The organism is Paenibacillus caui, assembly GCF_019904135.1.
Taxonomy (GTDB): domain Bacteria; phylum Bacillota; class Bacilli; order Paenibacillales; family Paenibacillaceae; genus Fontibacillus; species Fontibacillus caui.
Genome location: NZ_JAIOGQ010000008.1, coordinates 106,153 through 132,289, shown reverse-complemented (window position 1 = coordinate 132,289; position 26,137 = coordinate 106,153). Strand labels below are relative to the sequence as shown.

The 26,137-nt window shown below is 50.4% G+C and carries 26 protein-coding genes; 18 read left to right on the top strand and 8 right to left on the bottom strand.

The features are described from left to right. Positions 1-69: 69 nt before the first annotated feature. Positions 70-324, top strand: coding sequence for a hypothetical protein (locus tag K7397_RS21980; RefSeq protein WP_337926690.1), 255 nt, complete (start codon positions 70-72; stop codon positions 322-324). Between the two features lie 522 nt (positions 325-846). Next, positions 847-1,545 (top strand): RNA polymerase sporulation sigma factor SigK, encoded by a 699-nt coding sequence (sigK, locus tag K7397_RS07020; RefSeq protein ID WP_223067230.1) that lies wholly within the window; start codon positions 847-849, stop codon positions 1,543-1,545. A gap of 121 nt (positions 1,546-1,666) precedes the next feature. On the opposite strand, the gene K7397_RS07015 is transcribed toward sigK, so the two are convergent. Both K7397_RS07015 and K7397_RS07010 read right to left on the bottom strand, forming a co-directional pair. Then, positions 1,667-2,593 carry a DUF3298 and DUF4163 domain-containing protein gene (locus K7397_RS07015; RefSeq protein WP_223067229.1) on the bottom strand — a complete coding sequence of 309 codons (927 nt, stop codon included), beginning with the start codon at positions 2,591-2,593 and terminating at the stop codon, positions 1,667-1,669. Positions 2,594-2,639: 46 nt separating this feature from the next. After that, positions 2,640-3,212, bottom strand: a complete 573-nt coding sequence (locus K7397_RS07010; protein ID WP_223067228.1) for a helix-turn-helix domain-containing protein — start codon at positions 3,210-3,212, stop codon at positions 2,640-2,642. Positions 3,213-3,446: 234 nt separating this feature from the next. On the opposite strand from K7397_RS07010, the gene K7397_RS07005 reads away from it, so the two are divergent. From K7397_RS07005 to K7397_RS06995, 3 genes are all read left to right on the top strand, one after another. Continuing rightward, entirely contained in the window at positions 3,447-4,136 is a 690-nt protein-coding gene (locus K7397_RS07005) for an AzlC family ABC transporter permease (protein WP_223067227.1), read from the top strand. Then, the gene (locus K7397_RS07000; protein WP_223067226.1) at positions 4,129-4,446 is read left to right on the top strand and encodes an AzlD domain-containing protein; all 318 of its coding nucleotides are present in this window, start codon (positions 4,129-4,131) and stop codon (positions 4,444-4,446) included. The genes K7397_RS07005 and K7397_RS07000 overlap by 8 nt, the downstream gene beginning before the upstream one ends. Positions 4,447-4,688: 242 nt before the next feature. Continuing rightward, a complete protein-coding gene (locus tag K7397_RS06995; RefSeq protein ID WP_223067225.1) occupies positions 4,689-6,458 on the top strand; it encodes a sensor histidine kinase in 1,770 nt (589 codons plus the stop codon). A 73-nt stretch (positions 6,459-6,531) separates the two neighbouring features. On the opposite strand, the gene K7397_RS06990 is transcribed toward K7397_RS06995, so the two are convergent. Together K7397_RS06990 and K7397_RS06985 are read right to left on the bottom strand one after the other, a co-directional pair. Next, the gene (locus K7397_RS06990) at positions 6,532-7,410 is read right to left on the bottom strand and encodes a pentapeptide repeat-containing protein (RefSeq protein ID WP_223067224.1); all 879 of its coding nucleotides are present in this window, start codon (positions 7,408-7,410) and stop codon (positions 6,532-6,534) included. A 183-nt stretch (positions 7,411-7,593) separates the two neighbouring features. After that, entirely contained in the window at positions 7,594-8,964 is a 1,371-nt protein-coding gene (locus K7397_RS06985; RefSeq protein WP_223067223.1) for a hypothetical protein, read from the bottom strand. A 122-nt stretch (positions 8,965-9,086) separates the two neighbouring features. Between K7397_RS06985 and K7397_RS06980 the strand changes: the two genes are divergently transcribed. Next, on the top strand, positions 9,087-9,869 hold the full coding sequence (locus K7397_RS06980) for a helix-turn-helix domain-containing protein (protein WP_223067222.1): 783 nt from the start codon (positions 9,087-9,089) through the stop codon (positions 9,867-9,869). A gap of 62 nt (positions 9,870-9,931) precedes the next feature. Here K7397_RS06980 and kduD read toward each other — a convergent pair whose 3' ends face one another. From kduD to kduI, 3 genes are read right to left on the bottom strand one after another with little or no spacing between them, the layout of a single operon-like run. Beyond that, positions 9,932-10,684, bottom strand: coding sequence for a 2-dehydro-3-deoxy-D-gluconate 5-dehydrogenase KduD (kduD, locus tag K7397_RS06975; RefSeq protein ID WP_223067221.1), 753 nt, complete (start codon positions 10,682-10,684; stop codon positions 9,932-9,934). Positions 10,685-10,738: 54 nt separating this feature from the next. After that, positions 10,739-11,491, bottom strand: a complete 753-nt coding sequence (locus K7397_RS06970) for a DeoR/GlpR family DNA-binding transcription regulator (RefSeq protein WP_223067220.1) — start codon at positions 11,489-11,491, stop codon at positions 10,739-10,741. 36 nt (positions 11,492-11,527) lie between these two features. Further along, positions 11,528-12,361, bottom strand: a complete 834-nt coding sequence (gene kduI / locus K7397_RS06965; RefSeq protein ID WP_223067219.1) for a 5-dehydro-4-deoxy-D-glucuronate isomerase — start codon at positions 12,359-12,361, stop codon at positions 11,528-11,530. A 160-nt stretch (positions 12,362-12,521) separates the two neighbouring features. Here kduI and K7397_RS06960 point away from each other — a divergent pair, with 160 nt between their 5' ends. Further along, positions 12,522-13,505: a sugar kinase gene (locus K7397_RS06960; protein ID WP_223067218.1), complete on the top strand. Its 984-nt coding sequence runs from the start codon at positions 12,522-12,524 to the stop codon at positions 13,503-13,505. Between the two features lie 52 nt (positions 13,506-13,557). Further along, positions 13,558-14,232, top strand: a complete 675-nt coding sequence (locus tag K7397_RS06955) for a bifunctional 2-keto-4-hydroxyglutarate aldolase/2-keto-3-deoxy-6-phosphogluconate aldolase (RefSeq protein ID WP_223067257.1) — start codon at positions 13,558-13,560, stop codon at positions 14,230-14,232. A gap of 383 nt (positions 14,233-14,615) precedes the next feature. Here the strand turns inward: K7397_RS06955 and K7397_RS06950 are convergent, their stop codons facing one another. Beyond that, positions 14,616-15,482 carry an aldo/keto reductase gene (locus K7397_RS06950; RefSeq protein ID WP_223067217.1) on the bottom strand — a complete coding sequence of 289 codons (867 nt, stop codon included), beginning with the start codon at positions 15,480-15,482 and terminating at the stop codon, positions 14,616-14,618. A 149-nt stretch (positions 15,483-15,631) separates the two neighbouring features. Here K7397_RS06950 and K7397_RS06945 point away from each other — a divergent pair, with 149 nt between their 5' ends. The 10 genes from K7397_RS06945 to K7397_RS06900 all read left to right on the top strand — a co-directional run bounded on the left by K7397_RS06945 (position 15,632) and on the right by K7397_RS06900 (position 26,124). After that, a complete protein-coding gene (locus tag K7397_RS06945) occupies positions 15,632-17,662 on the top strand; it encodes a PrsW family glutamic-type intramembrane protease (protein ID WP_223067216.1) in 2,031 nt (676 codons plus the stop codon). 92 nt (positions 17,663-17,754) lie between these two features. Beyond that, positions 17,755-18,453, top strand: a complete 699-nt coding sequence (locus tag K7397_RS06940) for a hypothetical protein (RefSeq protein WP_223067215.1) — start codon at positions 17,755-17,757, stop codon at positions 18,451-18,453. A gap of 287 nt (positions 18,454-18,740) precedes the next feature. Further along, the gene (locus K7397_RS06935; protein WP_223067214.1) at positions 18,741-19,745 is read left to right on the top strand and encodes a glycosyltransferase family 2 protein; all 1,005 of its coding nucleotides are present in this window, start codon (positions 18,741-18,743) and stop codon (positions 19,743-19,745) included. Further along, on the top strand, positions 19,735-20,223 hold the full coding sequence (locus tag K7397_RS06930) for a GtrA family protein (protein ID WP_223067213.1): 489 nt from the start codon (positions 19,735-19,737) through the stop codon (positions 20,221-20,223). The genes K7397_RS06935 and K7397_RS06930 overlap by 11 nt, the downstream gene beginning before the upstream one ends. Next, a complete protein-coding gene (gene wsfD / locus K7397_RS06925) occupies positions 20,220-21,662 on the top strand; it encodes a glycan biosynthesis hexose transferase WsfD (protein ID WP_223067212.1) in 1,443 nt (480 codons plus the stop codon). Before K7397_RS06930 ends, wsfD begins: the two co-directional genes overlap by 4 nt. A 296-nt stretch (positions 21,663-21,958) precedes the next feature. Then, entirely contained in the window at positions 21,959-22,600 is a 642-nt protein-coding gene (locus K7397_RS06920; RefSeq protein ID WP_223067211.1) for an NAD(P)-dependent oxidoreductase, read from the top strand. A gap of 197 nt (positions 22,601-22,797) precedes the next feature. Beyond that, the gene (locus K7397_RS06915) at positions 22,798-23,175 is read left to right on the top strand and encodes a Na-translocating system protein MpsC family protein (protein WP_237690733.1); all 378 of its coding nucleotides are present in this window, start codon (positions 22,798-22,800) and stop codon (positions 23,173-23,175) included. 183 nt (positions 23,176-23,358) lie between these two features. Continuing rightward, positions 23,359-24,141 carry an ABC transporter ATP-binding protein gene (locus K7397_RS06910; RefSeq protein WP_223067210.1) on the top strand — a complete coding sequence of 261 codons (783 nt, stop codon included), beginning with the start codon at positions 23,359-23,361 and terminating at the stop codon, positions 24,139-24,141. A 21-nt stretch (positions 24,142-24,162) separates the two neighbouring features. Continuing rightward, positions 24,163-25,041, top strand: coding sequence for an ABC transporter permease (locus K7397_RS06905; protein ID WP_223067255.1), 879 nt, complete (start codon positions 24,163-24,165; stop codon positions 25,039-25,041). Between the two features lie 45 nt (positions 25,042-25,086). Further along, positions 25,087-26,124 carry an ABC transporter substrate-binding protein gene (locus tag K7397_RS06900; RefSeq protein ID WP_223067254.1) on the top strand — a complete coding sequence of 346 codons (1,038 nt, stop codon included), beginning with the start codon at positions 25,087-25,089 and terminating at the stop codon, positions 26,122-26,124. Positions 26,125-26,137 lie beyond the last annotated feature (13 nt).

The window sequence follows — 26,137 nt, the reverse complement described above, 5'->3', positions numbered from 1 at the left end:
AAAATTTACAAAATCTTAGGAATCCGACTAAGTGGCCCCGCGCTGGGCAGTCCAACCGCAGAGAGCCAGGTGGCAGGCCGGAAGCAGGAACGTTTTAATGCTGCAGAACGCAATGCAATTGAAGGCAAGTTCGGAAAAGGGAAGCGGCGGTTTGGTCTGGGCCTTATCCGAGTAAAGGGGAGCCGCATCCAGCATGACAGTAATCGCCCTCCAGTTCATGGTGATGAATCTGGAGCGCAGATTACGGGCTCTTTTTGTACATTTTTTCAGAATCGTCATGCTAAGGCCGCTATTCGTGGGTTAGTCTTGCAAAAAAATCGTTGAGCAAGCCCCAATTAAGTTTGGCATTGAAGATTCCGCCTATGACAAAGTGATGGCAACTCATGTGAAAGAAAGCAGGAAGCGTTACGATACATTGGAAAATGTCGCGGATATGATTCAAATGGGGACTCCGGTTTATCGGGACAATAGTGAGAACTTTTTGCTCACAATTATGCTATCGATTATAGCAAAGAAAACGATTCGCGCAGTGACGGTCCTTCAGCGGAGATATTGGAACCTGTATCCATCAGAGAAAAGTTCAAAGAGCAGCTGGGGCATTGGGAACAGTTGTACGAAAAGTAATGAGAAAGGAGGGGATTCAGGCGCTCTTGATAGAACCTTTTCGGCAATGGTTTATATTTTAGTAGCTCCCCAACATGCTTATTTTTGTAGTTTAGGGCAAACTTGGCGACAGTTGTCTCAAGTCGGCTTCTTTTTCACAGCGTACAGGCACGCGTAGGCCATCGCCCACATAAAATGAACAGACCGAAGCGATATCGCTCATTTCTTCAGGAGGTGTCAGCATTGCCCGGACTGTTCAGCGCGATTGCCTTATTCATCAAACAGTTGACCCTGCTTGTCTCTTACGTGAAAAATAATGCGTTCCCCCAGCCACTAACGGAGGAGGAGGAAACCGAACACCTGAAGCGTATGGCCGAAGGCGACCCGGTGAGCCGAAATTTGCTGATCGAGCACAACCTGCGGCTTGTGGCTCATATTGTGAAGAAATTTGACAACACCGGCGAGGATCTGGAGGATCTGATCTCCATCGGTACGATCGGCCTGATCAAGGCGATTGAGAGCTACCGGCTTGGAAAAGGAACCAAGCTGGCTACCTTCGCCGCACGTTGTATTGAAAATGAAATCCTGATGCACTTAAGGTCCCTCAAGAAAACCCGCAAGGATGTCTCCCTGCACGATCCGATCGGAACGGACAAAGAAGGGAATGAAATTACCCTTATTGATATTCTCGGCAGCGAAACGGACAACGTGGCCGATCATGTAGAGCTTAAAATGGAGAAAAGCAAAATTTATCAAAATCTCGATATCCTGGACGAACGGGAACAGGAAGTGATCAAAGGGCGTTTTGGACTAGAGCACGGCGGAGAGGAGCGGACCCAACGGGAGATTGCCAAGGAGCTGGGCATCAGCCGGAGCTATGTGTCGCGGATAGAGAAAAGGGCGCTCATGAAGTTGTATCATGAGTTTTATAAGAAGAAGTAAGAGGTACGTCTTAAATACTTTTGATATGGGATCAAAATAATTTTAGGGTAGCCATCGAAACGGCTACCCATTTTATGCTTTAACATTGACCATTGCCACGCCGTGTTCATTTTTAGTTAGGTTACTCCACTTTTTCAATTACAGGCATTACTTTCTGGCCTTGAATCACCAAAAAGACATCTCCTTCGAACGGAAAAATAATGACTTCAGGATTCGTCAGATTTGCTGTTGTACTTTGGTCGCTAATCTGCTTCCATTTGTCTCCGTTTGCTAATTCAAAGACTGTTCCTTTCTCAAACCCCGTAAATTTGCCTTTTATAGTTGTTTCGGCATAAAGAGGGTCCTGTTTGATTGAATCGGCAATATTGTTTTTATTAGGTAAAGTAACCGGATCTTCTTCAGTTTCTTTATTAATGGTTTCAAAAGGCACTTTAATGTCTACGAATCCTTCTGAATAGGGTGCAACTTCGTACGGCTCAAATCTGTAAACAATGCCCTTGTCGTAATAATAAAAGCTTTGGTTGATATTAAATTTAAACGTAGATGCGCTGTCGGGATATACATTTTCACCTGCGGCATATTTTTTGGCAAGCTCTGCGGATAATGCATTTTCAAGATTGAACTGCTGGTACTCCTTAGCAACAATGTCTTGTAGTTTAATTTGCTTTCCTGAATTTACATCAAAGTTATAAGAAACTGAAGCTAACATTCCATGTGCTCCACCTGCATATAGATAGTCACTGTAAACGACAGATAATATTTTGCCATTGTTGAACTTGGTGCTTGCCGTAGTTTTGAAATATCCTGTTTTATCCGTCTTTTTCGCTTCATTGTTTGATACGGCTGCTTTTACTGCATGTGTTTTCAAAATTTTATTGATTTTATCTGTTGCCGTTTTATTGCCGCCGGAAATTTGGATATATTGTTGACCTTTATAAGTATACACTTTTGTTTTTATTGCTGCGCTAGCCGATTCTACAATATGTGGTGGGGCAACCATTACCATTAATAAAATTAGCGAAATTGCGATTGCTACAGCTTTTTTCATAAATGTACCTCTCTGAAATAAATTTTAAATTTTTCGGTAATAGATCTTAAAAATTATTATAAGAAATGACAAAGTGTAAAATGGCTAAGGAGGAGGTGGGGTTGGCGTACTTATGGGGACGATCCCCTTTAAAACGGATGGAATCGTACTCCTCTAAGTGATAAGTATCGCCGTTTATTTCTACCGTCAATTGGCCGGACATTACGGTAACAAATTCCACCACACCTGTCTGGTGCGCTTCCGAAAGATATTCCCCTCCAGGCTGCAGGTATCCCCGATAAAGCTCCATAAAGCCATGGGAGTGAAACAAGGGCTCGGCAACAAACACGTTGTCTGAACTGATAAGCTTGAGCCCATCCTTTTTACGGGCAATGGAAACATCAGATTCGATAGAAAGCAATGCGGTGATCGGGATGGTTAGCCCATTTGCGATTTTCCAGATCACAGATAATGTAGGATTCGCTTCTCCACGTTCGATGTTGCTCAATGTCAGTTTACTGACCCCGATTTGTTTGGCCAAGGCCTCAAGGCTGATTCCTTTATTCACCCGGAACTGCCGCAGGTTAGCGCCGATCCGTTTCCCCACTTCCCCTTCTTCCAACGGTTTTTCGATGTTCATTTTATCCTCCTTCGATCCAAAGACCTATTCTGAATAAGGTTTTGTACATTAAAATATATGAAAAGTAAATTATAATATACAAATCAAGTGTGGTTTTATATTATAATAATCTGAAAGTTAACTTTATTTTATCAGATCGCTGTTTAATTTACACTTCACTGGTTAACTTTTTTTGCTTTTTCATGTTTGCGAGTACTGTCTTTAGATTCTTAGAAATAAGGAGGTTGAACTGAGATGGATGATGTAAAAAGAACGATCAAAACCGGTATTTTAGAAGCTTTACCGCTAGCCTTTGCCATTGCAGCATATGGCTTATCTTATGGGGTACTCGCGACAGAGGCCGATTTTAGTTTGGCGGCTTCTGTCGCCATGTCCTTGCTGGTATTCTCCGGGGCTGTACAAATTGTAGCTGTCGGCATGCTAGCGTCCGGCGCAAGCCCGGCCAGCGTCCTTTTTACCTCGATTTTATTAAATTTGCGTAATTTGTTGTACGGAGCTGCTCTTGCAGAGGGGCTAGCCCCTGCGAAGAAGTGGAGATGGCTGCTGTCTTTTGGTGTATCGGATGAACCTTTTGTTTTGGGCAGCTCAAGGTTTAAAAAATATGGTCCGGACCCTCTTTATTTCGGAATCGTTGCCGGTGTTTTCTATTTGGCTTGGATTATTTCTTCGCTCATTGGAGCGCTGGTTGGAAACCAGGCAGACCCTCAAAAATGGGGGTTAGATTTGGCTTTTCCGATTACGTTTGCAGCACTTCTCATCCCTTCTCTAAAGGAAAAACCGGTAATTGCAACCGCGCTCGCTGCTGCCGTGATCGCGATTGGGTTCGAATATTTCATGCCGGGCAATGAGTTTACGATCATGATCACTGGTGTTTTAGCGCCGCTGGCAGGTCTTTATTTGAAGAGGAGATCCCTAAATGCTTAAATCTTGGTTTCTAATCGGCTTGCTTTCCGTTTCCACTTATCTATCGCGTATCTTCGGCGTTGAGTTCATGGCAGGACGTGAGATGAGTCCTTCCTTGCGTTCATATTTTAATTATGTGCCGATTGGCATTATAACGGCATTGATCATCAAACAAATCCTGGTTCCCTCGGCTGGCCAGCTCGCTATTTCACTTCCGGTTCTTATAGGTTGTCTTTCCGCAGCAGTAGCCATCAGAATCATAAAGATGTTTCTTCCTTCTGTTATCATCGGAGTCATGATTGGATGGTTAGTCCGTTACCTTTTGAGTTAAAAAAGAGAGATCGTGCAATTGAATGATGTCATCAGCAGCTGGTACCGCATTTGCCTCGGTATCGGCTATTTTTTATTATAGAAAATTATTTCCTGATTATACTATACTATTCCTGCTATACTATTCCTGAAGTACCAGAAAAAAAAGGCGGAATGATGCGACTGCGGGCACAAATGGAGGAATTTTGTCGACAAATGGAGAAGTAAGATTAGTTGACTATGGAGAGAGGAACGTTTACTCGTATGAAGATAGAATTCAGGAAACTGATGGTATTATACATATTGGTTATGGGTCTTCTTTTAGTCTTTTTAAACGGCATGTACTACTATACAATGCGAAACACGCTGCTGGACGGCCAGAAGCAAAGCATAGAATTCATGACTTCCCATATTAAATCCTCCCTGGAAATTACTCAGAAGGGGGAAATGCTGTTCGAGGAAACATTGTCCGACAAACTGCGCCTAGCTGCCATAGCGGCTCAAAATCGACTGCCTCACAAGCTGAATGATGTTACGAATGAACAGCTCAGGGAAGTAAGTCGCCAATTGGGGATTGAAGGCTTGACGCTGTTCAAGTATTTGAAAGAGGAAGACCGTTTTATAGGAGTGAAGTCAAGCGATCCCAAAGAAATCGGATTGACCACGGAAACCTGGGGCGGCGGAAAATGGAATGTTGTGTTTAAAGAGCTGATGGAGAAGCATGATGCCACGCCTATTAAAAATTTTGGCGAAAACTTGCCCCATTTTTGGGCAGGTCCATACGACACCTCCTCTTCGGATACTACCAGGATCAGCAAATGGGGTTATTACAATGACGGCACCACGGACTATTTAATTGATCCCTACATCTCGGAGGACATTATCAAGCGATTTCATGATCAAGCCGGTGTAGAGTTTAATATTGAAGACCAGAAGAAAAGTAATCCCTTTATTTTGGAAATCGGCGTACTCAACGATAAAATTTTGCAGGGAGAGTGGAAAGCTCCCAATCCGAACAATCCCGAATGGCATTCGGAACGAAAGCTGCTTTATGGTAAGTACACGTATACTTCTCCGGAAGATTTGACATTGGCAAAAGAAGCATTTTCAAAGATGGAGAGGGTCCATAAAGTGATGACCATTAACGGGAAATCGGTTTTGAGGACGTATTCGCCCATCAGCTTAAAGGACAATGTGAACAAAGGGTTTGACCGAATGCTTGTCATTGTGACTTCCGATATGAAAAAAATGACCTCCGATCTGATCCATAGAGAAATCAGAATATCTGTCGTTGCCCTCGCCATTTTGGTGTTTGGGGGCCTCATGCTGACTGCGGTCGGTCGTTATATCCGAAAACAAAGCAAGATCGTAGATGATGTTCAAAGCATGTACCTGCAAAATATTGAAAGCTTGTTCAAGACGGTTAAGGAATACCGCCATGATTTCATCAATCATATTTTTGCTTTGTCAGGGCTTGCGAGCATTAAAAAATACAATGAGCTCGAAGAGTACCTCCGCAGCCTCTCCCATATCAACAAATCGCTCAATGATATTATCGATATCCATATTCCTGCATTTAGCGGTTTAATCCAAGCCAAAGCCGCGCAAGCCCTGGAGCGCAAAATCAACTTTGAATATCATTTTAAAGGTTTTGACCAATTGAATCTGGACATCATGAAAATTACCAACCTGGTTCGGATCACCGGAAACCTGATTGACAACGCTTTTTATGCGGTACAGGACCTCGATGAGATTAACCGTAAGGTAAAGGTAATTGCTCGTGTTGAACACAAAGCGCTTACCATCCAGGTGTTGAATAATGGCGAACCCATTCCGGAGCAGATAAGGGAGCGCATTTTTGAACACGGATTTTCTACAAAGCCCAAAACAAACAACAGCGGATTAGGACTTTTCATCGTCAAAAAAATTACAGAGAGCTATGGCGGCTTTATCCTGTTGGAAAGCGGCGGCGAAACAACAACGTTCCAAATCGAAATTCCTTTGAGTCCCAAAGAGATCGTTCAAGGAACGTAAATCTTATAGGGCAGGGCCGGCAGGCACCCTGAGCATGCCCGCGAATGCTCAAGGTGCTTTTTGTCTGCTCGCTTTATGCTCCAAATTCGGACCAGTGCGTTGGACGAGTGAGTGCAGGCGGCAGCTTTGTGGCGGCATCTCCCTTTGCCGAATTGATCTGCGCTTGGGTGAGGAAAATACTTCCCCTGAGGTCGGCGCCTCTAAGGTCTGCATCCCGAAAGTCAGCCCCGATGAGGTCGGCCACTCTCAGGTCGGCGCCTCTGAGATCAGCGGCAATCAGATAGGCTCCTCTCAAATTGGCTCCGCTAAGGTTGGCCCCTCTCAGCTTTGCGCCGATCAGATCGGCCCCTCGGCCGTAGGTCTTCCGGCGGCCTGAATGTTCCTTCTGCGAGCGAAGGGCTTCGGCTCGCACGAGTTCGCTGGCCCGCAGGAGCAGGGCATTGACCTCTGCCCGGTGTGCAGCCACGTTCAGTTCCATGAGGGAATCTGGATCAAGGCGAGTGAGGCGCTGCGTCTCTTCGAGCGCCAAGCGGAGCTCACCGTGAATCATTCGTGCGGGTTGAAGAGTTAGCGCTTCGGTCAGATACCAGAGGAGCTCATGGAGCTGCCACATGATCGTGAACACTTCATACATTTGTTTTGCGGATCCCGGGTTTTGCCGCCAGTCGCGTCCGCCGAAGGTTACCTTGGAAACCTGTTGTCCCGCGCCGAAGCAGTCATATACCGTGCAACCTCGAAAGCCCAACTTCCTGAGGCTGCTGTGAACACCGCAGCGGAAGTCCGATTGCAGGTTTTGGCAGGGCTGCCCGGCAGCTTTGTCAATCGCGAAGTCCGCCGAAGCAGCGAAGGGGAGCGCGACACAGCACAAGCCGAAGCAATTCTCGCAGTCGGCCTGCAGATTGCGGCGGCTGCTGCCCTCAAAAGGTCCTGAATTTTCGTGGTTCTCAGACATTGCTTCAGTCTCCTTACTACGCTTCATCTTATTTTCCATACATGCATCGTCTAATCTTTTCTTAATAGAAACGATTTTTACAATCCTTATATGATATTACTGGATATTCTATCCGTCAATGCTTGTTCGGGAGGGAATGAAAAGCGGACAGGCTCCTGATCTGGAGTCTGTCCGCGATTGGCCTTACGTGTAGATCAAATGCGCGCTCGCTTTACAGTCTTTGCTCGGTACAATTCGTACCCAGTGAGCGCTGAATCCTGTAGGGAACTCGTGATGGCTGTATCCCCCAGGGGGAACCTGAATTTTCTTATAAGGCTTCCAGGTGCCGTTGCCGAGGAAATCGACCTGAACTTCAAAGGAGACCTCGCATTCCGCTTCATGTGTAAGATGCAGAACCTTATGCTCAAAGCCGGTCATTAAATAAGGATCGGAAGGTACCCAAGCCTTGACTTCTTCTTCCCACCATGGGCCGCCCCAACCGGATGGTTTTCCGAAATTCCAGAGATCGTCGGTTTTGCCGAACCATAAATTCGACTGCGGCTGTCCGGCCAGCAAATTGGTGTCGCCAATCGGAGTTACCTGATTGCCTGCCAGCACGAGCAACCCGCGCCACGAGCAGAAATCCGGAATCATCCGCAAATGGGTGCTGATCGGCCTAACCCCCCACACTTTGCCGCCGAAAGCGTTATGAGACAGCTCGTAAAACATTCCGTGGAAATTCATCAGCAGCCGCTCTGTCTCGACTTCACGGATGCGCGGCCATTCGGTGAACCACATGTGGTCCATGGCTTGCGTCGCCTTAGGCAAGCGGTAAGTGGACCATTCGCCTTTGGTGAACACTCTTAAAATAGCGGACGACTTGTCGAAACCGGTGGCGAATAAAGGACTTAGGCCCGACGAAGCGACCTCGCAAAACGGATTCTCTTCCAGAACCGTCCAGCATTCCCCGTCCCATTCGGCTAATCTTCCGTCGCTTTTGTTGCCCAGAAATTCTTCTTCATCATAAGTATTGTTGGCAATCACGACACGTCCGTCTTTCGTCCAGCCGCCTTTGAAGTGCGGATAGCATTTCTCGGATACATGAAGCTCTTTAAGCAAATCGAACAAAAGCGTCGTCTCGAGAGTATACACGTTCGTCTCGAACAGCAGACCTTCCATAGTAAGCACATACAGCATTTCGTCCGGATGGGTCAGATGGGTCATGCAGGCGGTCAGGCGATGGTCGACCAAATCCGGAACGGTCCGAACCTTGCCCTCGATATCGATCAGGTGCGGGCCGATCATCAGTTGGCTCGAACCTGCATGTATCATCCGGTTCGCATAAGTTCCGACAACGCTTTCAGGTCTTTTGACGATTTTAAAATCGTTGTTGACTTCAAACAATCCGGTCCCGCTGCCCGTATACGATTTGTGTGCAACATAAGTGATGAACCAAAGCTTGTTAGCCCATGGCATGACAGCGCCGATCCCGGTTTCGGTACGTGCTCCTTCAATGCCTGCAGTTGCCGTCAAATGGGGGATAACCCCTGAAATATTCAATGGGCTTACAGTCATATTTTTTAGCCTCCTTGTAGTTTGACTTCATTGTTGACTTCATTGTAAAGTATCAATATTACTTTGATAATGTATAAATTTATCGTTATACTTGTAAATAATTTCAGATGTGGAGGCAAGCCATGGAGGACTGGGAGCCGGAGCTCTTGTTTCATGTGTACGTAGAAGGCGCCAAGCAATTCATGAAGGAGTATGATAAATATACGCATTGGAGCTGCTTTATCGTGGATGAAGGCGAATTCACGTTCAGGATGGGCAGCATGATCGGAAAGGCCATTAAGGGAGACATGATCCTATGTCCTCCCGAAACAACGTTTTATCGCGATACATCCTTCTTAAGCTTTCATTTTATCGGTTTTGATTGGAGCGGCGGGGGTCCTTCATCCCTAGAGGAAATAGCAGAGGACGGAAAAATCCGTCTGATCAACACGCGGCGCTTCAACTCGACTCTGGCGCTATTTCGGGAGACGGATCATTCCGGCAGCAGAACGGCCTTGCAGTATAAGAAGCATCTGCTGCGGGATCTTTGGCTTTTATACGTCATGGAGAATCGCCGTCAGCCGCAGACGAGCTTGTTCAGCGAAAATCCGTTTCTTCAACGCGCCGTCCGTTTGCTTGAGCAGAAGCTGGAAAAGGGCCCTGCGGTGAAAGCAGTGGCCCGGGAAATAGGGATCAGCCAGGTGCAATTGTTCCGGATATTCAAGAAAGAATTTCAGATGACTCCAAGTGAGTACGTGCACCGGATCAGGATGGAAAAGGTACAGCAATTTCTCGTCCAGACGAATTTGACACTGGCCGACATTGCGGAACGCTGCGGGTTTACGGATGAACACCATTTGAGCAAGAGCTTTAAGAAAGCATACGGAATTAACCCGTCGGTTTATCGAAAATCCCATATGCTTTAGCAAGCGGTGGGCCTACGCCGGTTGGAATGGCGGTATATCGTTTTATTTTTTCGGGACTATATTTATCTTGCCATCCAGCCGCCGTCTACGCATAAAATATGTCCGTTCAAATAATCGGATGCGGCAGAAGCGAGGAAGACAGCGGGACCTTTCAAATCTTCCGGGGTTCCCCAGCGGCCGGCCGGAATCCGGTCCGTAATGGACTGGGTGCGCTGCTCATCCTTCCGGATCGGCGCCGTGTTGTCGGTGACCATGTAGCCCGGAGCCAGGGCGTTGACCTGAATCCCTTTGCTTGCCCATTCATTGGCGAAGGCTTTGGTGAGACCGGCGACGCCATGCTTGCTTGCTGTATAACCCGGAACGTTGATCCCGCCTTGAAAAGAAAGCATGGAGGCAATATTGATAATTTTGCCGCTTCCTCTTGAAATCATATGCTTGCCCGCCAGTTGGGAGAGCAGGAACACCGTATTCAGGTTGATGTCGAGGACATCGTACCAATCCTGGCTGCTGTGTTCTGCAGCGGGCGTGCGGCGGATAATGCCCGCGTTATTTACCAGAATGTCAATGCGGCCCGTCAGCTCTAGGCCCTCTTTGAATACGCTTTCCAATTGGTTGGCCTGACTGAGATCGACGGAGATTTCGGCCGCTTTTCGTCCCAGGGCGGTCACGCCCTTAACCGTTTCCTCGCTGCTGGACAGGGAGACCGCAACAATGTCGGCTCCGGCTTCGGCGAGTCCCAAAGCGATGCCCTGGCCCAGCCCGCCGGAAGCTCCGGTCACCAGGGCTGTTTTTCCGGTAAGATCAAAACATTTCATATCTATTCTCCTTATTTATAGGTTTAAGGGCAGTTTATTTGCGGCATTGCTGCATTACTGTTCAAGACGGATTCCGGCCTTACGAAACTGCTCAGCCGTTTCTGACGGAAGGGCCCGATCTGTGATGATGGCCGTCATTTCAGACAGAGGGGCAAAGGTACGCAAGGCGCTGTGTCCGAATTTGTGGTGGTCTACGACGGCAAAGCTTTCGCGCGAAGTCTCGATCAAAGCGCGTTTAAAGTCGATTAAATCGCCGGTGTATACAGATAATCCGTGCTCCGGATGAACTCCGGTTGCGGAAATGAACGCTTTCTGAATATTCAGGTTCCGAATATAAGAGACGGCTTCAGGACCGGCCAGCATGTTGCGGACCCGGTAGCCGCCGGGGACAACGAGCCGAACGTTCTCCATAGGCGCCAGCTCGGAGATGATGTAGACGTCATTCGTGATGACGGTGATCGGGCTGTTTCCCAGCCGCCGGGCAATTTCGAGCGTTGTGGATCCCCCGTCCAGGGCAATGATATCGTTCGCGAAAATGAACCGGATGGCCGTTTCGGCAATTTCGGATTTCTCTTCCGCATGCTTGACTAAAGGCTCCTTTCCGGGAAGAATGCCGAACTGGTCGCTGTTGGCCAGCACCGCACCTCCATGGACGCGCAGCACCAATCCCTGCTCCTCAAGCTTCGTCAAATCCTCGCGAATCGTCTTGCCTGTTACCTGAAGCCGCTCGCTGAGCTTTGCGACAGTCACTTCCTTTTCGGTCAATAAGGCTTCCATAATTTTCTCGTATCTGCGTAAAGGGTTCATATCCGTTTCATCCGTTCTATATCAGTGTGTTGCTATTTATTTTAGCTCCTTCATAGCCACCCCGTCCATATCCTCGAACACCTGGTTCTCACCGGCCATCCCCCAAATAAAAATATAATTGCTGGTGCCTACACCGCTGTGAATGGACCAGCTTGGCGAAATGACGGCCTGCTCATTGCGCATCACCACATGCCGGGTTTCCTGAGGCTCGCCCATCAGATGGAACACGACGCTGTCCTCGGGAACGTTGAAGTACAGGTATACTTCGGACCGGCGGTTATGCGTATGCGCTGGCATGGTGTTCCACATGTTGCCTTTCTTAAGCTCGGTCATGCCCATGACGAGCTGGCAGCTTTGAATCCCTTGTTCATGAATATAACGATAAATGGTTCGCTCATTGGAGTTGTCAATCGCACCCAAATGAACGTTGAAAGCATCCGATGGGCTTGTTCTCACGGTTGGGTAGGTTTTGTGAGCAGGGGTGGAGTTCAAGTAAAATTTGGCCGGCGCCGCAGGATTTGTGCTTTTAAACAGAACCTCTTTCGCACCTTGCCCAACATACAGGCACTCCTTCGAATCCAAGGTGTAGTCCGTGCCGTCTACGCTCACCGTTCCTTGGCCGCCAATGTTGATAATGCCGATTTCCCGGCGCTCCAGGAAGGTAGCCGCCCCGATTTCCTTCGGGTCCGCCTCGAGCGCGACCGCTTGATTCACGGGAACAACGCCTCCCACGATAAACCGGTCGACGTGAGAATAAACGAGGGTCAGCTCATCCTGGACAAAAAGAGACTCAATCACAAATTCCTCACGCAACCGTTCGGTATCAAACCGCTTGACTTCATTCGGATTGGAGGCATAACGGATTTCCATGCAGCATTCTCCTTTTTATCAATCAATTTAGGTTCATATAGGTACAACTTAAAACTTTTTGGTGCATAAATCAATAGTTAATACTAAAACAAACATAAATAAACGTTCTTTTATTTGTTTATGGATTTAAAACGCTGATTTCTGAAAGGAGCGGATGAGTATGGTGCCTGGATCCCCCAGTGTTTCAATCGTTCCAATCGCACCCGAGGTGGTGACGTTCGGAGAATCGATGGGGTTAGTGATATGCGCGGACCAAAAGGGGCTCGAGTACAGTTCCGGTCTTGAAATGTCTTTTGGAGGAGCGGAGAGCAATGTGGCGATCGGGCTTGCCCGGCTTGGCCGCCGGGCGGGCTGGTTCGGCAGGCTGGGCAGCGACCCGCTGGGCCGGCGCATCTTCAAGGCGATCCGGGGAGAAGGCGTTGACGTATCGGGCGTCTGGTTCGCGGACGATACGCCTACCGGACTCATGCTGCGGGAGAAGGCCTTTGGCAAAAGCTCGGTGTACTACTACCGTCGGCATTCTGCAGCGAGCGGCATGCAGCCGGAACATTTGAACGAAGCGTATATTGCTGGCGCGCAAATTTTGCACATTACCGGGATCACGACTGCGCTGAGCCCCTCTTGCAAAGATACGGCGTTCCAGGCTGTTGCGCTGGCGAAGAAGCACGGGACCAAGGTCAGCTTCGATCCGAATCTCAGGCTCAAGCTCTGGAGCATCGATGAAGCCAGGCCAACGCTGCTGGCAATCGCGGAACAGGCTGACTATTTCCTGCCCGGGCTGGATGAGCTGCGGCTGCTTTACCAAAAAGAATCGCTGGCAGAGATGCTGCCTGAGCTGAACAAACTGCCCGGTATGAGCGTCATCAAGGGCGGGGAACAAGCCACTTATTTGCTCCATAAGGGTGTTTTGTCGGAAGTGCCTTATTTTCCGGTGAGGGAAGTCGTTGACCCGGTTGGCGCGGGTGACGGCTTTTGCGCCGGGTTTCTGGCCGGCCTGCTTCAGGGACGATCCAATGAGGAAGCAGTCCGTTTGGGGAACCTCGTCGGGTCGATGGTCATCCAGGCGCCTGGAGACTGGGAGGGCTTGCCGGCATGGGAGGACGTGGAAGGTATTCTTGAAGGAAGAGTTCATGTAGAGCGTTAAATGGAGTTAGCAGGTTTTTGATTACTATGAACAGGGGATGCACTGCATGGTTATGAAAAAAATTGAAATCCTGCAACAGATTGCCCGGGAGGGCATAGTCGCCGTCCTGCGCGGGGAAACGCCGGAACAGGTGGCAGAGATGGCGGAACAGGCGATCGCAGGCGGCATTAAAGTCATTGAAATTACGCTGACTGTTCCCTACGCCCTGGAGGCCATCGAGAAGCTGGCCCGCAAATACAGCTGGAACACCGCCCAGGAAAAAAACCGCGCCATCATCGGCGCCGGAACAGTGCTTGATCCGGAAACGGCGCGGGCCGCGATTATGAGCGGTGCAGTATTCGTCGTCGCACCGTCTGTCAACCCTGAAACGGTGAAACTTTGTAACCGCTATCAGGTGCCTGTCATGCCGGGAGCGATGACCGTGGGCGAAATTCAAACCGCCCTGGAGCTTGGAGCCGACATCATCAAGCTTTTTCCGGGCAATGCTTTTACCCCCTCGATGATTAAAGCGATCAAAGGGCCGTTTCCGCAGGCAAACCTGATGCCGACGGGCGGGGTTTCTTTGGACAATTTGGCCGAGTGGGTCCGTGCGGGCGCTGTGGCGGTGGGCATCGGTTCCGACTTGACCAGCGAAGCGGTCAAACGGCAGGACTATTCCCTAGTCGCGAACAAGGCGGCAGAATACGTGAAAGCATACCAATCAGCCGTAACTGGCGAACAAAATTGAGCGGATGGCAGAGGCGGCAGGAGCTGCGCGGGAGGCGGTTCCGGCATGGCTGGAATAGAAGGCGCTGACATGGCGGGCCTGCTCGCTGCTCGGTCAAGTCTCCTCGGGCGCTGCCGGTATCAGGAAGCGGAATAGCGTCCGCCACATGCCGGCCGAGGGCTTCTGCCCGCATGTGGCGGTCCGGTTGGGCCAATGCTTGTACAAGCGTCGCTATTCCTACACCGGACCGCGCGCTGATGGCATCAAGGGTTGCGGCGGGCAGTCCGCCTTCCTCCAGCTCGCGGGCTGCACACAGCGCTGCTCCATGGGTGCGGGCGCAGCGCGGATGTTTGGCGTGAGCCCGGCAATTCTGCACGGCCTTGCTCTTCTTATGATCGCTCCCCTTAAACCAGCTTTGACAATGCCGCAAAATCCTCGCCTGTAAGCTCGATTCCAGCCGCCGCAATATTTTCCTCCAAATGGGCGACCTTGGAGGTTCCAGGGATCGGCAGCATAACCGGCGAGCGTTTGAGCAGCCAGGCAAGAGCGAGCTGGGATGGCTTCAGACCAAGACGTCCGGAGATTTCGTCCAGCGGTCCGCCTGATTTGGCAAGCGCGCCGGTTGCGAGCGGGAACCAGGGGATAAAAGCGATTTGGTTCGCTTCGGCGTATTCCAGCACCGGCTCCGCATCGCGTTTGGCCAAATTGTACAGATTTTGCACGGAAGCGATCGGCGCGATTTTGCCTGCGGACTGCAGTTGATCTACGCTTACCTCGCTCAGTCCGATGTGGCGGATCTTTCCTTCCTTTTGGAGGAGTGCGAGCTCGCCAATTTGTTCTTCAAGCGGCACTTTAGGATCGATGCGATGAAGCTGGAGCAAATCAATGCGTTCCAGACCCAGATGGCGCAAGTTCAGCTCAACCTGCTGCCGCAAATATTCCGGGCGGCCGACCGGACGCCAATCATTGGGGCCGGAGCGTGTCAGGCCTACCTTGGTGGCGATAACGAGATTCTCCTTGTAAGGATGGAGAGCTTTTCGGATCAAAAGGTCTGCTACAAAGGGACCATAGGCGTCGGCGGTATCAATTAAGGTAACGCCAAGCTCCACAGCTCTTTGAAGAACGCGAACGGCTTCTTCGGGATCACTGGGATCGCCCCAAACTCCCGGTCCGGTTAACTGCATGACACCATAACCAAGACGGTTGACGGGCAAGTCGCCTCCAATAACAAAAGAACCTGAAGCAACGGCTGAAACGGGTTGACTGGACAAAGTAATTCCTCCTTTAGCTAAACTGTGCGTTTAGTATAATGTGGTCACGGTTTATGCGCAAGCAAAAAATGGAAGTGTATGAAAGCTAAATTGGAAATTAGGGCCTATTCCAACATTCATGAAATTAAGGTATATTATGGAACTGAAAAATGCCCAACGATTTTATAGACCGAACCTGTTTCATTTATGTCTTGAAGGGGGGAACGAATCTGACGGAATCCTTGTATAAACTGCGTAACGGCATCCAAACGTTTCTGGAAACGACAGTACAAACCATTGGAAGCTGGATACGGAGACATCCGGTTGTTTATCAGCTCTATGCGGTTATTTCCTGGATCCTATTGGCTGTTTTTGTCATCAGTCTGTTTTATTTGAAAGATTCGCGAACCCTGTTCCACCAGTTCATGTGGTCGTTTTACGTTCTGCTGCAGTTCTGGTTTCTCGGCCGAAGCAAGACGTTAACCTGGCGATCATACACCTCTTTCTTCCTTGTCGGCGCGTGGTTCATAACCCCGCTTAATGCCTTAATCGTCCAGTCCATAACGGAGGCGTTCGCCGGTGAAACGAGGGACGCATGGAGCCAGGCGTTCCTGACGCCGATCGTCGAAGAATCCCTGAAGCTGTTACCGCTGGTCTTTTTTCTTTTATTCTCCAGAAAAGCTACTTCGCTCAGTCTAAGCGATTTTGCGCTTATTGGAGGCGCAACCGGGGCAGGCTTTCAGTTTCTTGAAGAGACGGCGAGGCGGCTGACGACCGGGATGTTTCCCTACGGTTCTACGCTGCTCGGCGGCCGGGTTATCCATTGGAACCTATTCGATTGGTTTCCCGGGTACTTTGAGGAGAGCATAGCTCCGGATAAAATGACCGCAGGCCATCCTCTGCTGACAGCGCTCGTTTCACTCGGAATCGGATTTGCCGTCCGCTACCGCAAGCGGCTCACGCGGGCAGCGTATCTGTTTCCGCTTCTCCTGCTGCTTTGGGCCATTTTCGATCACGCCGCATGGAACGGCATGCAGTCCATCCCGAAATGGCTGGAGCGTATCCATGACTGGCTTGGCAGCGGCTACAGGGCCAAGCCGTTGTTCCTGCTGCTGCTTGGCCTTGCCCTCCTCTTGGACTATGCGGCTTTGAACCGGATCCGCAAGGAGCTGCCGAGGCTGCGGTACGAGCCGTTTATCAATCCGGTAAGCGAGCTTCTCGCCATTACGGTCATGCTGCTCAAAGACCGGAGACAGTTCGGTTATTTGCTGCAGTTTTTGCGCGAACGCCGGGAGCTCGGCATGACGCTGCAGTTTGGCAACTCCGAGGCACGTTCCCGGCTTCCCGATCTCGCGGTGCAGAGCATTTACGCAGCTTTGACGATCGCGGCAGCCCTCCTGCTGTGCGTCTTAAGCTGGACGGCGTTTGGCAGCTTCACTCCCGGAGGTGAGGCGAACACCTGCTTCGCCTGCCTGTTCGATAGCTTGCAAAACTGGTGGGATCGTCTGTCCGGCCTGGAAAAAGGAGCGCTCATTGCCGGCGCATTCGCCCTGTCCTTTCCCTTTCTAGGCGTATGGTCAGCCATTGGATTGGTTTCCGCAGGCTTTGGTTTTGCAGCAAGCGGCCATCAAATCGCCGATATCATCCGGAATCCGCGCCGTCTGATGTCACCGGAGTATGCTGCTGCGGCCGTCTTTACCCTTGGGCTAAGCCGCATCCCTTTCGGCAAAATAGTCGCCTCACGGCTGCTTCCGACCGCCAAAGGGCTCGTCAGGTACGAAATCAGGACGGCCGGCGGATTGACCTACAGGACCATGCTTGGAAGCAGGGGCGAGATCCGTTCCGTATTCGCCAAGCTTGAACCGCACCATCTCGGCACAGGAACGGAAACAAACAGCGCTTCGCGCATCTTCGCCCGTCTCCTTGGCCGTGGTACGGACGACGCGGGCCATGCCATCGGAAACAAACTGGGCGGACTCGGCACGAAAACCTCCGGCAACCTGTTCCCTCAGAATCCAACCATCAACCGCGGAATATACCGCGAGTTCGAAAGGCGGATCGCTGAGGAGGTCGCGGCCGGTAAAAACGTCTTTGTCCGCGTCGTGCCAAAGTACGACGGCGGGTCGACAAGACCGTACGAGGTGTTGTACCAGGTACGGATCGACGGGGAAACGATAACGCGCGTATTCCCTAACCCTTAAGCGTACAGGATAAGCCAATTTTTAGCGGAATCTAATGATTGGTGTGATAAACTGGAATTATAGATGAAATTTTGCTGCAGGGAGCGAATGCAATGAATCCAAGTTGGTTGTTGAACAAGAACCCGTCCGGAGGAGATCAGGTGCCGGAGGATTTATCGTTTATCGGCGGTATACCGAGGCTTCCGGCAGATGTCCCCCTGCCGTCGTGCGCGCTATGCGGCGAACCACTGACTTTCTTTTTTCAGATCGCATTCCCGGACGGCCACGCCTGGGGGTCCCGGTCTATCGCGCTGTTCGCCTGCACCTGCTGCGCCGACGAGCGCTACCTTATACCGGAGATGCTGGAGGGCGAACTTGCCGGGGCTGACATACCGGAGGGCTTTCTGACCGCTTACCAGCGCAATTTTCGAATCTTGCCTTTTCCTACCCAAGACGGGACGCTGCGCGGGGAATATAAACCGAAAATCCGGTTTGAGCGCCTTCTGGTTTCGCCTGCGCCAAGTCCGGATGCGCCCGGCAACAAGCTCGGCGGCAGCCCGAACTGGCTGCTCGACGACGAAGCGCCGGCAACCTACGCCTCGGCGGTGCCGATGGAGTTTTTGATGCAGCTGACGGATCCGCCGCGCTTTGACCTCGAAGATGAAGCGCCGCCGCAAATCCGGATAGGATTGCGCGGCAAGCCTGAGCCCTCGCCCCACCGTTATTACGAGCTCTTCATCGGCAACCGGCTGTATTTCTTTGGCACAAAGGCAGGCGCCGAGCCTCTTGTTTATATTTTGACGCAAGTGTAGCAGTAGAAGGAAGCGAGTCAATAAGCCCCGCTCTGCCGGGACGGCCATCGCTATGGTCCCCCGGCGGGATGGGGCTATTTCTGCGAATACAGGGAGCATGTGGATTTCCGGCTTTCTTTTTCCGTAGGCTCAGCAAGGTTCAAATAAGGCCATGCTTTAACGCTCACCCATAAAATGATACAATACATATAATTTCGTTCGTCAGTCTCGGGTGAACTGTCACAAAAGGCCCGGGGCTGCTTCGACATGCGACCAAGCGGGAAGTGAGGAAAATGGGTGGTTACACTATGAATCGGCAAAGACCAAAGCTGGGAATCGTCGTTCCCTGCTATAACGAGGAGCCTGTCATCGAAGAGACGGTCCGGCAGCTCAGCGATGTGCTGACAGGACTAATGAGGGAAGAGCTGATCTCTCAGGACAGCTTTCTGCTGTTTGTAAATGACGGAAGCTCCGACCGTACCTGGGAGCTGATTGAGGAGCAGCATGACCGGTCCCCCTGGGTATCCGGCCTGAAGCTGGCGGCCAATGTGGGGCATCAGAATGCGCTGCTGGCCGGGCTGATGCAGGCGAAAGACCGTGCGGACTGCGTTATTTCCATCGACGCCGACCTGCAGGACGATGTACGGGCTATTCGTGAATTTGTGCTGAAGTACAGGGAAGGGTATGAGATCGTTTACGGGGTGCGCAGAAAGCGCGATACCGATACGTGGTTCAAACGGAACTCGGCGCTCGGCTTTTACAAGCTGATGAAGAAGATGGGACTCAAGGTGGTATACAACCATGCGGATTACCGGCTTATGAGCCGTACGGCGCTGGAGCATTTGTCCAAATTCAGGGAGGTCAATCTGTTCCTTCGGGGCCTCGTGCCGCTGATCGGCCTGAAGACGACGGAGGTTTATTACGACCGGCTGGAGCGTTTTGCGGGTGAGTCGAAATATCCGCTGAAGAAGATGATCAACTTCGCGCTTGAAGGCATAACGTCGCTCAGTGTGGAGCCGATCCGGTTCGTCACCGGGTCCGGTTTTTTGTGTTTCGGCATCAGTTTGGTTGTCGGCATTTATGCCCTGATTTCCAAGCTGGCAGGCAATACGGTTACCGGCTGGACATCGCTGATGCTGTCGGTGTGGTTCATCGGCGGCATGGTGCTGATCTCTTTGGGGCTGATCGGGGAATACGTCGGCAAGATTTACAAAGAAGTGAAGAGCAGACCGCTGTATCTCATTGAACAGCATCTCCCGGCAAAAGGCGCGGCAGCCGTGAAATCCGAAAAGGTGACAACCTATGAGCGCTAAACTGAAGCTTTTGTTTCAAAGCGGATTAATCCGTTTTATTATAGTGGGTGTGATCAATACCATTATCGGCTTGACCGTCACTTTTCTCTGCCTAAATGCTATTGGGCTCAACTACTGGGCATCAACCTTGATTGGAAACGCGGTCGGAGCGGTTAACAGCTATTTTATGAACAAAAGCTTTACCTTCCGTTCAAGCGCGAGTATCGGACAAACAGTTTGGAAGTTTATGATCATAACGGCGGTTTGCTATTTTACAGCCTACTGGCTGGCAGCCCTTATAGCCGACAAAGGCGTCGTTCTGGTCATGCCTGGTGTGAGCGAGCGATTCAAGGACAATGCGGCCGCATTAATCGGCAGCGGACTGTACACGGTGCTCAATTATATCGGGCAGAAAAAGATTACTTTTATGGTGAAGGGAGGACCGGCCAAAGCGCCGGAAGTCCCGAAGCCGTCTGAAAGAGAGGGATCCGGCACATGATGAGAAAATGGCTGAATATCGAGACTTTTGCCGTCCTGGCGGGATTATGCATGATCGTATACATACTTTTTGCCAAGCCTTTTGTAGGGGTGGCCGATAACGGCGACTTTTTGCGGATCATGAATTCGATCGGACTGAATTATTATGACGGGGCCGAAAGCTACGAAGACCGTTTCTTCGGCTTTGCCCACCAGTATTTTGCCTATGATTCTTTCTTCAGAGGATTCTATCCTTCATCACAGCTTTTAATTGTAGCCGCCGCACGGCTGATCGGCAGCCTGTTCCATCCTGCGGCCTTTGATATCCGGATGCTTGGAGCCTTGTACGGCCTGCTGCTGCTTGCGGCCACCTGGGTGCTGATCCGGGCCAATAAATACGGTTCAAGAGTGGCAGCCGTCGTGCTGGCCCTCTGCCTGCTGCTTGTATTTTATGATATCGGCTATCTGGCTTACTTCAATTCGCTATTCGGCGAGCCGGTATCGCTTGTGTTCATGCTGCTTTCCATCGGTTTCGGGCTATGGCTTGCCCATCAGGAACGGCCCTCCAAAAAGGTGCTTTGGCTGTTCTTTATCGCGGTTTTCTTTCTGACGACATCCAAGATTCAGAACGCTCCGGTCGGCATTGCTTTTGCCCTGATCGGGCTCAGATTCATGAAGCTGAGGGATGATTTTTCATGGCGCAGGCTGACGATGTGGCTGTCGGTGTCGCTCTGCGCGATCTCGGTTATCCTCTACGCAGTGGCGCCTAAGGATCTCAAGCATATCAATCTGTACCAAACGGTTTTTTACGGAATTCTGAACGGTTCTCCCGACGTTAACGGCGACCTGAAGGAGCTGGGACTGCCCGAGAGACTGTCGGTTTTGGCAGGAACCAACTATTTTCAGCCGGGGACGGCGATCAAGCAGGATGATCCTTCGCTGCAAGCGGATTTCTATGACCGGGTATCGCACAAAGACGTGTTGTTCTTTTACTTGAAGCATCCGTCCAGGCTGATCTCCATAATGGAATATGCCGCGGAGAACGGCATGAGCATTCGTCCGTCTTATCTGGGCTCTTATACCAAGAGCGAAAATAAGCCAGCCGGCGCATTGAACTACACCTACAGCGCCTGGAGCCAGTTTAAAAGCAAGTATATGCCGGGATCGCTGCTGTTCATCGTTCTGTTCTATGTCGTCTATTATTTGATAGCTATCATTGAATACATCCGTTATTGGGACACCCCGAGCCGGATCCGGAACGAGCTGCTGATGCTGATCGGGCTAGTCGGCTTGTTCAGCTTCCTGATCCCGATTCTGGGCGATGGCCAGGCCGATATCGGCAAGCATCTGTTTATGTTCAATGTCTGCTTTGACATGATGCTGGCCGTGTCTGTCGTCTGGCTCGTTTACCAGATTGTGAATTTGCGCGTGTTCCGCAGAAGAAACAGATATTATTATTAAATTGTTTTGAAGCAAACAATCGCTCCTTTGGAGATGGTCCGTTTCTCGCCAATCCCAAAGGGCGATTTTTTCTTTGGAAGCCTATTCGCTACATCAAGGCATGCAAAACGAGTTCGCCAGGAACAGGACGGTAATGACAACCATGGCGGGCCTCACTTTATGGTCATGAAATATAGGGAATAGGTTGAAATAAAAAGTTCTCGGCGCTGTGATTTATGGTATTGTAAATGGATGTCCGATCGGGGCATCGAAATAGGATCCAGATTTCTTCTACATACGGTTAAGGAGCGATATGAATGGAACATGAAAAAATGAAAATTGCCATCATCGGGGGGACGGGCAAGGTCGGAAGCTATATCGTCAAGCAGGCTTTGGCGGAGGGGTACCCTGTACGCATGCTCGTCCGGAATCCGGAGAAGGTGACTGTTTCAGATGATCGGTTGGAGGTTGTGAAGGGAGATGCCAAGGATTCAAAGGCAGTTTCCGCAGCACTTGAGGGGTGCGGAGCGGTCATTAATTCTTTTGGTCAGCCTAACCGAGAACCGTTTCCGATTTACAGCCAGGTTACTCAGCAAATCTTATTGTTGATGAAAGAGGCAGGAATTCAGCGGTATATCGGGGTTACAGGCGGTTCTTTGAACGCGCCCGGAGACCGCAAATCAATAGGAAACCGGATCGGAGCAGCTATATTTCCCCTGCTCTATCCAGCGATGATGAAAGACAAACGCAAAGAGCTCGATATTCTTCGGAATTGCAATGCCGATTGGACATTGGTAAGACTTCCGTTCGTAGCCGATGGACCTGCCACAGGGAAAATCAAAGTGAACGAGACGGATATGCCAGGGATGAAGATGCGGAGCGCTGACATTGCGGCATTTATTCTAAAGCAAATTTCAGATGCGCAGTTCATTCGCAAATATCCGTTTATTTCAAATTGACCAAACGACCAAACAACCTTTAAAATATGGACCATCAAGTGTCATGTTACTTTACACAATATGATTTTTACCCTTGGATTTTAATGAAAAAACTATTGACTTAACATGTGTTTTGCCTATAATAAAACACATACGAAGCAGTTTGCTAGAACACACCCGTTATTGCGGGAGATTTCCTGACATGAGGGATGTGGGGGATGATGACAACCGCAGGCGAATTCAAGCAGGACCTTCTGAGGATTTACAATACGATAAACCAGAAATTGTTTAACGTAGGTGTAAAACAGCAGAAAGTTGATTTTGTCGGCAATAAGATTGTGATCATTTCCAAGAACAGCAGAGTACCGGTCTTGAAGCTGTTGGATGCGAACTACCCTCTTTCCACCCGACAGCTGGACCATCTTTTATTTCAGTTATTCAAGCAAGAAATCAAGCAAGCTTTGGAAGAGCAGTTTCAATTGAATATCGTCACTATACTCAAAGATTATGATACGGAGACCGAATTGTCCGGTACGATCATTTTTCTGGAGCGTGACGTGGAGTGTTATCTGAATGAACTATCGGAACTCCGTTAAGGAGCACGTTCAAATTCAGTTTGAGCGGGCTTCTGTTGGAGAGCCGATCGATCGTCAGTTTGGACCTGACGCAGGGTGCCTTTGAGCATACGCGTACAGTGGACTAGACTGGCGATTTTTTTGTACCATTTTTTGGCTTTTTTTGAGAAAAATCCATTTCATCATTTAAAGGAGGAGAAAGGGTTGACGCACAAAATCGAGATTTCGGGTGTCAGCAAATGGTTTCGGCGAAACGGCGAAGACATCCCGGCTATGCAGGAAACCAATCTGCAGATTGAAGAAGGGCGCTTTGTCAGCATTATCGGTCCGAGCGGCTGCGGCAAATCCACGCTGTTTAACATTATTGCCGGGTTGATCCCGCCTTCTTCCGGCAAGGTGCTGGCTGACGGGGAGAACATTGTCGGTAAGGCCGGATATGTGGGCTACATGCTGCAGAAGGACATGCTCCTTCCTTGGCGGACGATTTTGGACAATATCATCCTCGGCATGGAGGTGAAAGGGGTTCCTTACAAGGAAGCCGTGAAGAGGGCGCTCCCTTTGATGGAGAAATACGGCTTAAAAGGTTTTGACAAGCACTACCCGAAGGAACTGTCAGGGGGCATGCGGCAGCGGGCTGCGCTGCTCAGAACGCTGCTGTATGACCGGGATATTATTTTGCTGGACGAGCCCTTCGGCGCTCTCGATGCACAGACCCGGCTTACGATGCAGAACTGGTTGCTGCAGATTTGGGAGGATTTCGGCAAAACGGTTTTGTTTGTAACCCATGACATTGATGAGGCTATTTACTTGTCCGACGATATTTATGTGTTCTCGGCAAGGCCGGGCCGGATCAAAGCAAAGATTACGGTTACGATGCCGCGCCCGAGAAAGACCGAGGATATGACTTCCCCCGCGTTCATGGAGCTGAAGCATCACTTGATGGATTTATTGTCGGCTGGTCATGATGATCGGGAGCAAATTTCTTAAGGTGCAAAGGAGGAATAGATGATGGAAACCGCACGTCACGATGCTTTTGTCGTCCACACCGTAAAAGCGGCTGAACCTGCAGCCGGCCCTGCAAGGCGCCCTGAAGCTGCGCCGCTTATTCAGGATGAGGAGACGGCAGCCAAGAGACGGTCCCGCCGCATTGCGCTTGGCCGCCTGGCTGTGGCGGTCATGATCTTCGTAGTCTGGGAACTGTTTACCCGTTATGGCTGGCTAGACAAATACTACTGGAGCAGTCCAAGCGCCATACTGCGGACAACCTGGACGCAAATGACGCAGGGAACGCTGCTTCGCGATATCGCCTATACTTCAGGGTCCACAATCATCGGTTTTATAACGGGGACGCTGTTCGGTTCCCTGTTGGGTTTATCCTTCTGGTGGTCCAAATCGTATGCCGGCATCAGCGAGCCTTATTTGATCATACTCAACGCACTGCCCAAGCTGGCGCTTGCTCCTGTGCTGGTCATTTTGCTGGGCATCGGCTTTTTTTCCAAAGTGGCACTCGCCTTCTCCATGACCGTGGTGGTATCGGCGCTCTCCGCATACAGCGGGGTCAAAAGTGTAGATCCGGATATGGAAAAGCTGATGTATTCCCTTGGCGCCAAAAGACATCAGGTGTTCGTCAAGGTGGTTGTTCCCTGGTCCATGCCCTGGATGATCAGCAGCCTTAGAATCAATATCGCTTTGGCTTTGGCAGGAGCGATCGTGGGCGAATTTATCGCTTCCAGTCAAGGAGTAGGACGGATGATTATGTATGCAGGCACCATTCTGGATATCAATCTGGTATGGGTTGGGGTTGTAGTGCTTTCGCTGCTTTCCATGTTGATGTACTGGGGCGTTGTCCTGCTGGAAAGATGGCTGTCCAAAGGGTTTGTCAAGTAAATGAAACTCATTTAACCAAAAGAAAGGGAGAAGGGGAATCGTATGATGAGGAACAAGAGAGCCATTTTACCGTTTCTGCTTGTGCTCGCCATGATGGCAGGTCTGCTTTCCGCTTGTAGCAAAAAGGAGCCGGGGACGGTTGACGCTGCTGCTGCGGAAGGCAAGCTCAAGAAAATCGTTATCGCCGAGCCGCTGCATTCTACCGGGTATCTTCCGCTGTATGTAGCGCAGCGTGAAGGATATTTTGCCAAACAAGGACTGGATGTAGAGGTTATACAGGCAGCAGGAGGCGCCCACGTTACTGCGGTTGTCAGCGGCGATGCCTGGGGAGTGATCGGGGGAGTCGAATCCAATGCGCTGGCCAGCCGAAACAGCTCGGATCCGATCGTGTCGATCGCAAATGTGGTCAACCGGGCGAATGTCTATTTGGTGGCCAAGAAGGGAATGGCACCAGCCAGCAGTTCGCCCGAGGATCTGAAGGCGTTTCTCAAAGGTAAAAAGATTGCGGCAGGTCGGCATGGAGGAACGCCTAATCTGCTGACCCGTTATTTCCTGATCAGCCTTGGACTCGATCCTGAAAAGGATGTGACGCTGCTGGAGCCCGCGGACGCTTCCACTGTAGTGACCATGGTGCAGCAGGGAGCGGCCGATATCGCAAATGGAGCGGAGCCGCAAGTAAGCGACGGCATCTCCAAAGGGGTGTGGGAAGAGCCGTTTTACAAGTTTCATGATTTGGGGGATTTCTCATATTCGGTGCTTAGCGTCAAGAAATCTACGATTGAAAAGGACCCGGAAACGGTACAGAAATTCGCGAACGCGATTCTGGAAGCTCTCAAAGCGGTTCAGTCCGACAAGGAACTGGCCAAGAAGGATTTGAAAGCCGAGTTCCCTACGCTTACTGATGAAGCGGTCCAGGCAGCGCTGGGCAGAGCTTATGCGGACAACCTGTGGAGCCCGGACGCCCGAATTTCCGAGGCAGCCGTCAACCAGGATATGGATGTTATGATCAAAACCGGAATTTTCACCGGTGATTACAGCTATGCGAATTTGGTGGACATGCAGTTTGTCAATCAAGGCAAATAATGAACTGACGGGG

Excerpts from the sequence above, each read along its gene's own strand:
- K7397_RS07015 (WP_223067229.1), bottom strand. The coding sequence starts at position 2,593 with ATGAAAAAAGCTGTAGCAATCGCAATTTCGCTAATTTTATTAATGGTA.
- K7397_RS07010 (WP_223067228.1), bottom strand. The coding sequence starts at position 3,212 with ATGAACATCGAAAAACCGTTGGAAGAAGGGGAAGTGGGGAAACGGATC.
- K7397_RS07005 (WP_223067227.1), top strand. The coding sequence starts at position 3,447 with ATGGATGATGTAAAAAGAACGATCAAAACCGGTATTTTAGAAGCTTTA.
- K7397_RS07000 (WP_223067226.1), top strand. The coding sequence starts at position 4,129 with ATGCTTAAATCTTGGTTTCTAATCGGCTTGCTTTCCGTTTCCACTTAT.
- K7397_RS06995 (WP_223067225.1), top strand. The coding sequence starts at position 4,689 with ATGAAGATAGAATTCAGGAAACTGATGGTATTATACATATTGGTTATG.
- K7397_RS06990 (WP_223067224.1), bottom strand. The coding sequence starts at position 7,410 with ATGTCTGAGAACCACGAAAATTCAGGACCTTTTGAGGGCAGCAGCCGC.
- K7397_RS06985 (WP_223067223.1), bottom strand. The coding sequence starts at position 8,964 with ATGACTGTAAGCCCATTGAATATTTCAGGGGTTATCCCCCATTTGACG.
- K7397_RS06980 (WP_223067222.1), top strand. The coding sequence starts at position 9,087 with ATGGAGGACTGGGAGCCGGAGCTCTTGTTTCATGTGTACGTAGAAGGC.
- kduD (WP_223067221.1), bottom strand. The coding sequence starts at position 10,684 with ATGAAATGTTTTGATCTTACCGGAAAAACAGCCCTGGTGACCGGAGCT.
- K7397_RS06970 (WP_223067220.1), bottom strand. The coding sequence starts at position 11,491 with ATGAACCCTTTACGCAGATACGAGAAAATTATGGAAGCCTTATTGACC.
- kduI (WP_223067219.1), bottom strand. The coding sequence starts at position 12,361 with ATGGAAATCCGTTATGCCTCCAATCCGAATGAAGTCAAGCGGTTTGAT.
- K7397_RS06960 (WP_223067218.1), top strand. The coding sequence starts at position 12,522 with ATGGTGCCTGGATCCCCCAGTGTTTCAATCGTTCCAATCGCACCCGAG.
- K7397_RS06955 (WP_223067257.1), top strand. The coding sequence starts at position 13,558 with ATGAAAAAAATTGAAATCCTGCAACAGATTGCCCGGGAGGGCATAGTC.
- K7397_RS06945 (WP_223067216.1), top strand. The coding sequence starts at position 15,632 with ATGCCCAACGATTTTATAGACCGAACCTGTTTCATTTATGTCTTGAAG.
- K7397_RS06940 (WP_223067215.1), top strand. The coding sequence starts at position 17,755 with ATGAATCCAAGTTGGTTGTTGAACAAGAACCCGTCCGGAGGAGATCAG.
- K7397_RS06935 (WP_223067214.1), top strand. The coding sequence starts at position 18,741 with ATGAATCGGCAAAGACCAAAGCTGGGAATCGTCGTTCCCTGCTATAAC.
- K7397_RS06930 (WP_223067213.1), top strand. The coding sequence starts at position 19,735 with ATGAGCGCTAAACTGAAGCTTTTGTTTCAAAGCGGATTAATCCGTTTT.
- wsfD (WP_223067212.1), top strand. The coding sequence starts at position 20,220 with ATGATGAGAAAATGGCTGAATATCGAGACTTTTGCCGTCCTGGCGGGA.
- K7397_RS06920 (WP_223067211.1), top strand. The coding sequence starts at position 21,959 with ATGGAACATGAAAAAATGAAAATTGCCATCATCGGGGGGACGGGCAAG.
- K7397_RS06915 (WP_237690733.1), top strand. The coding sequence starts at position 22,798 with ATGATGACAACCGCAGGCGAATTCAAGCAGGACCTTCTGAGGATTTAC.
- K7397_RS06905 (WP_223067255.1), top strand. The coding sequence starts at position 24,163 with ATGGAAACCGCACGTCACGATGCTTTTGTCGTCCACACCGTAAAAGCG.
- K7397_RS06900 (WP_223067254.1), top strand. The coding sequence starts at position 25,087 with ATGAGGAACAAGAGAGCCATTTTACCGTTTCTGCTTGTGCTCGCCATG.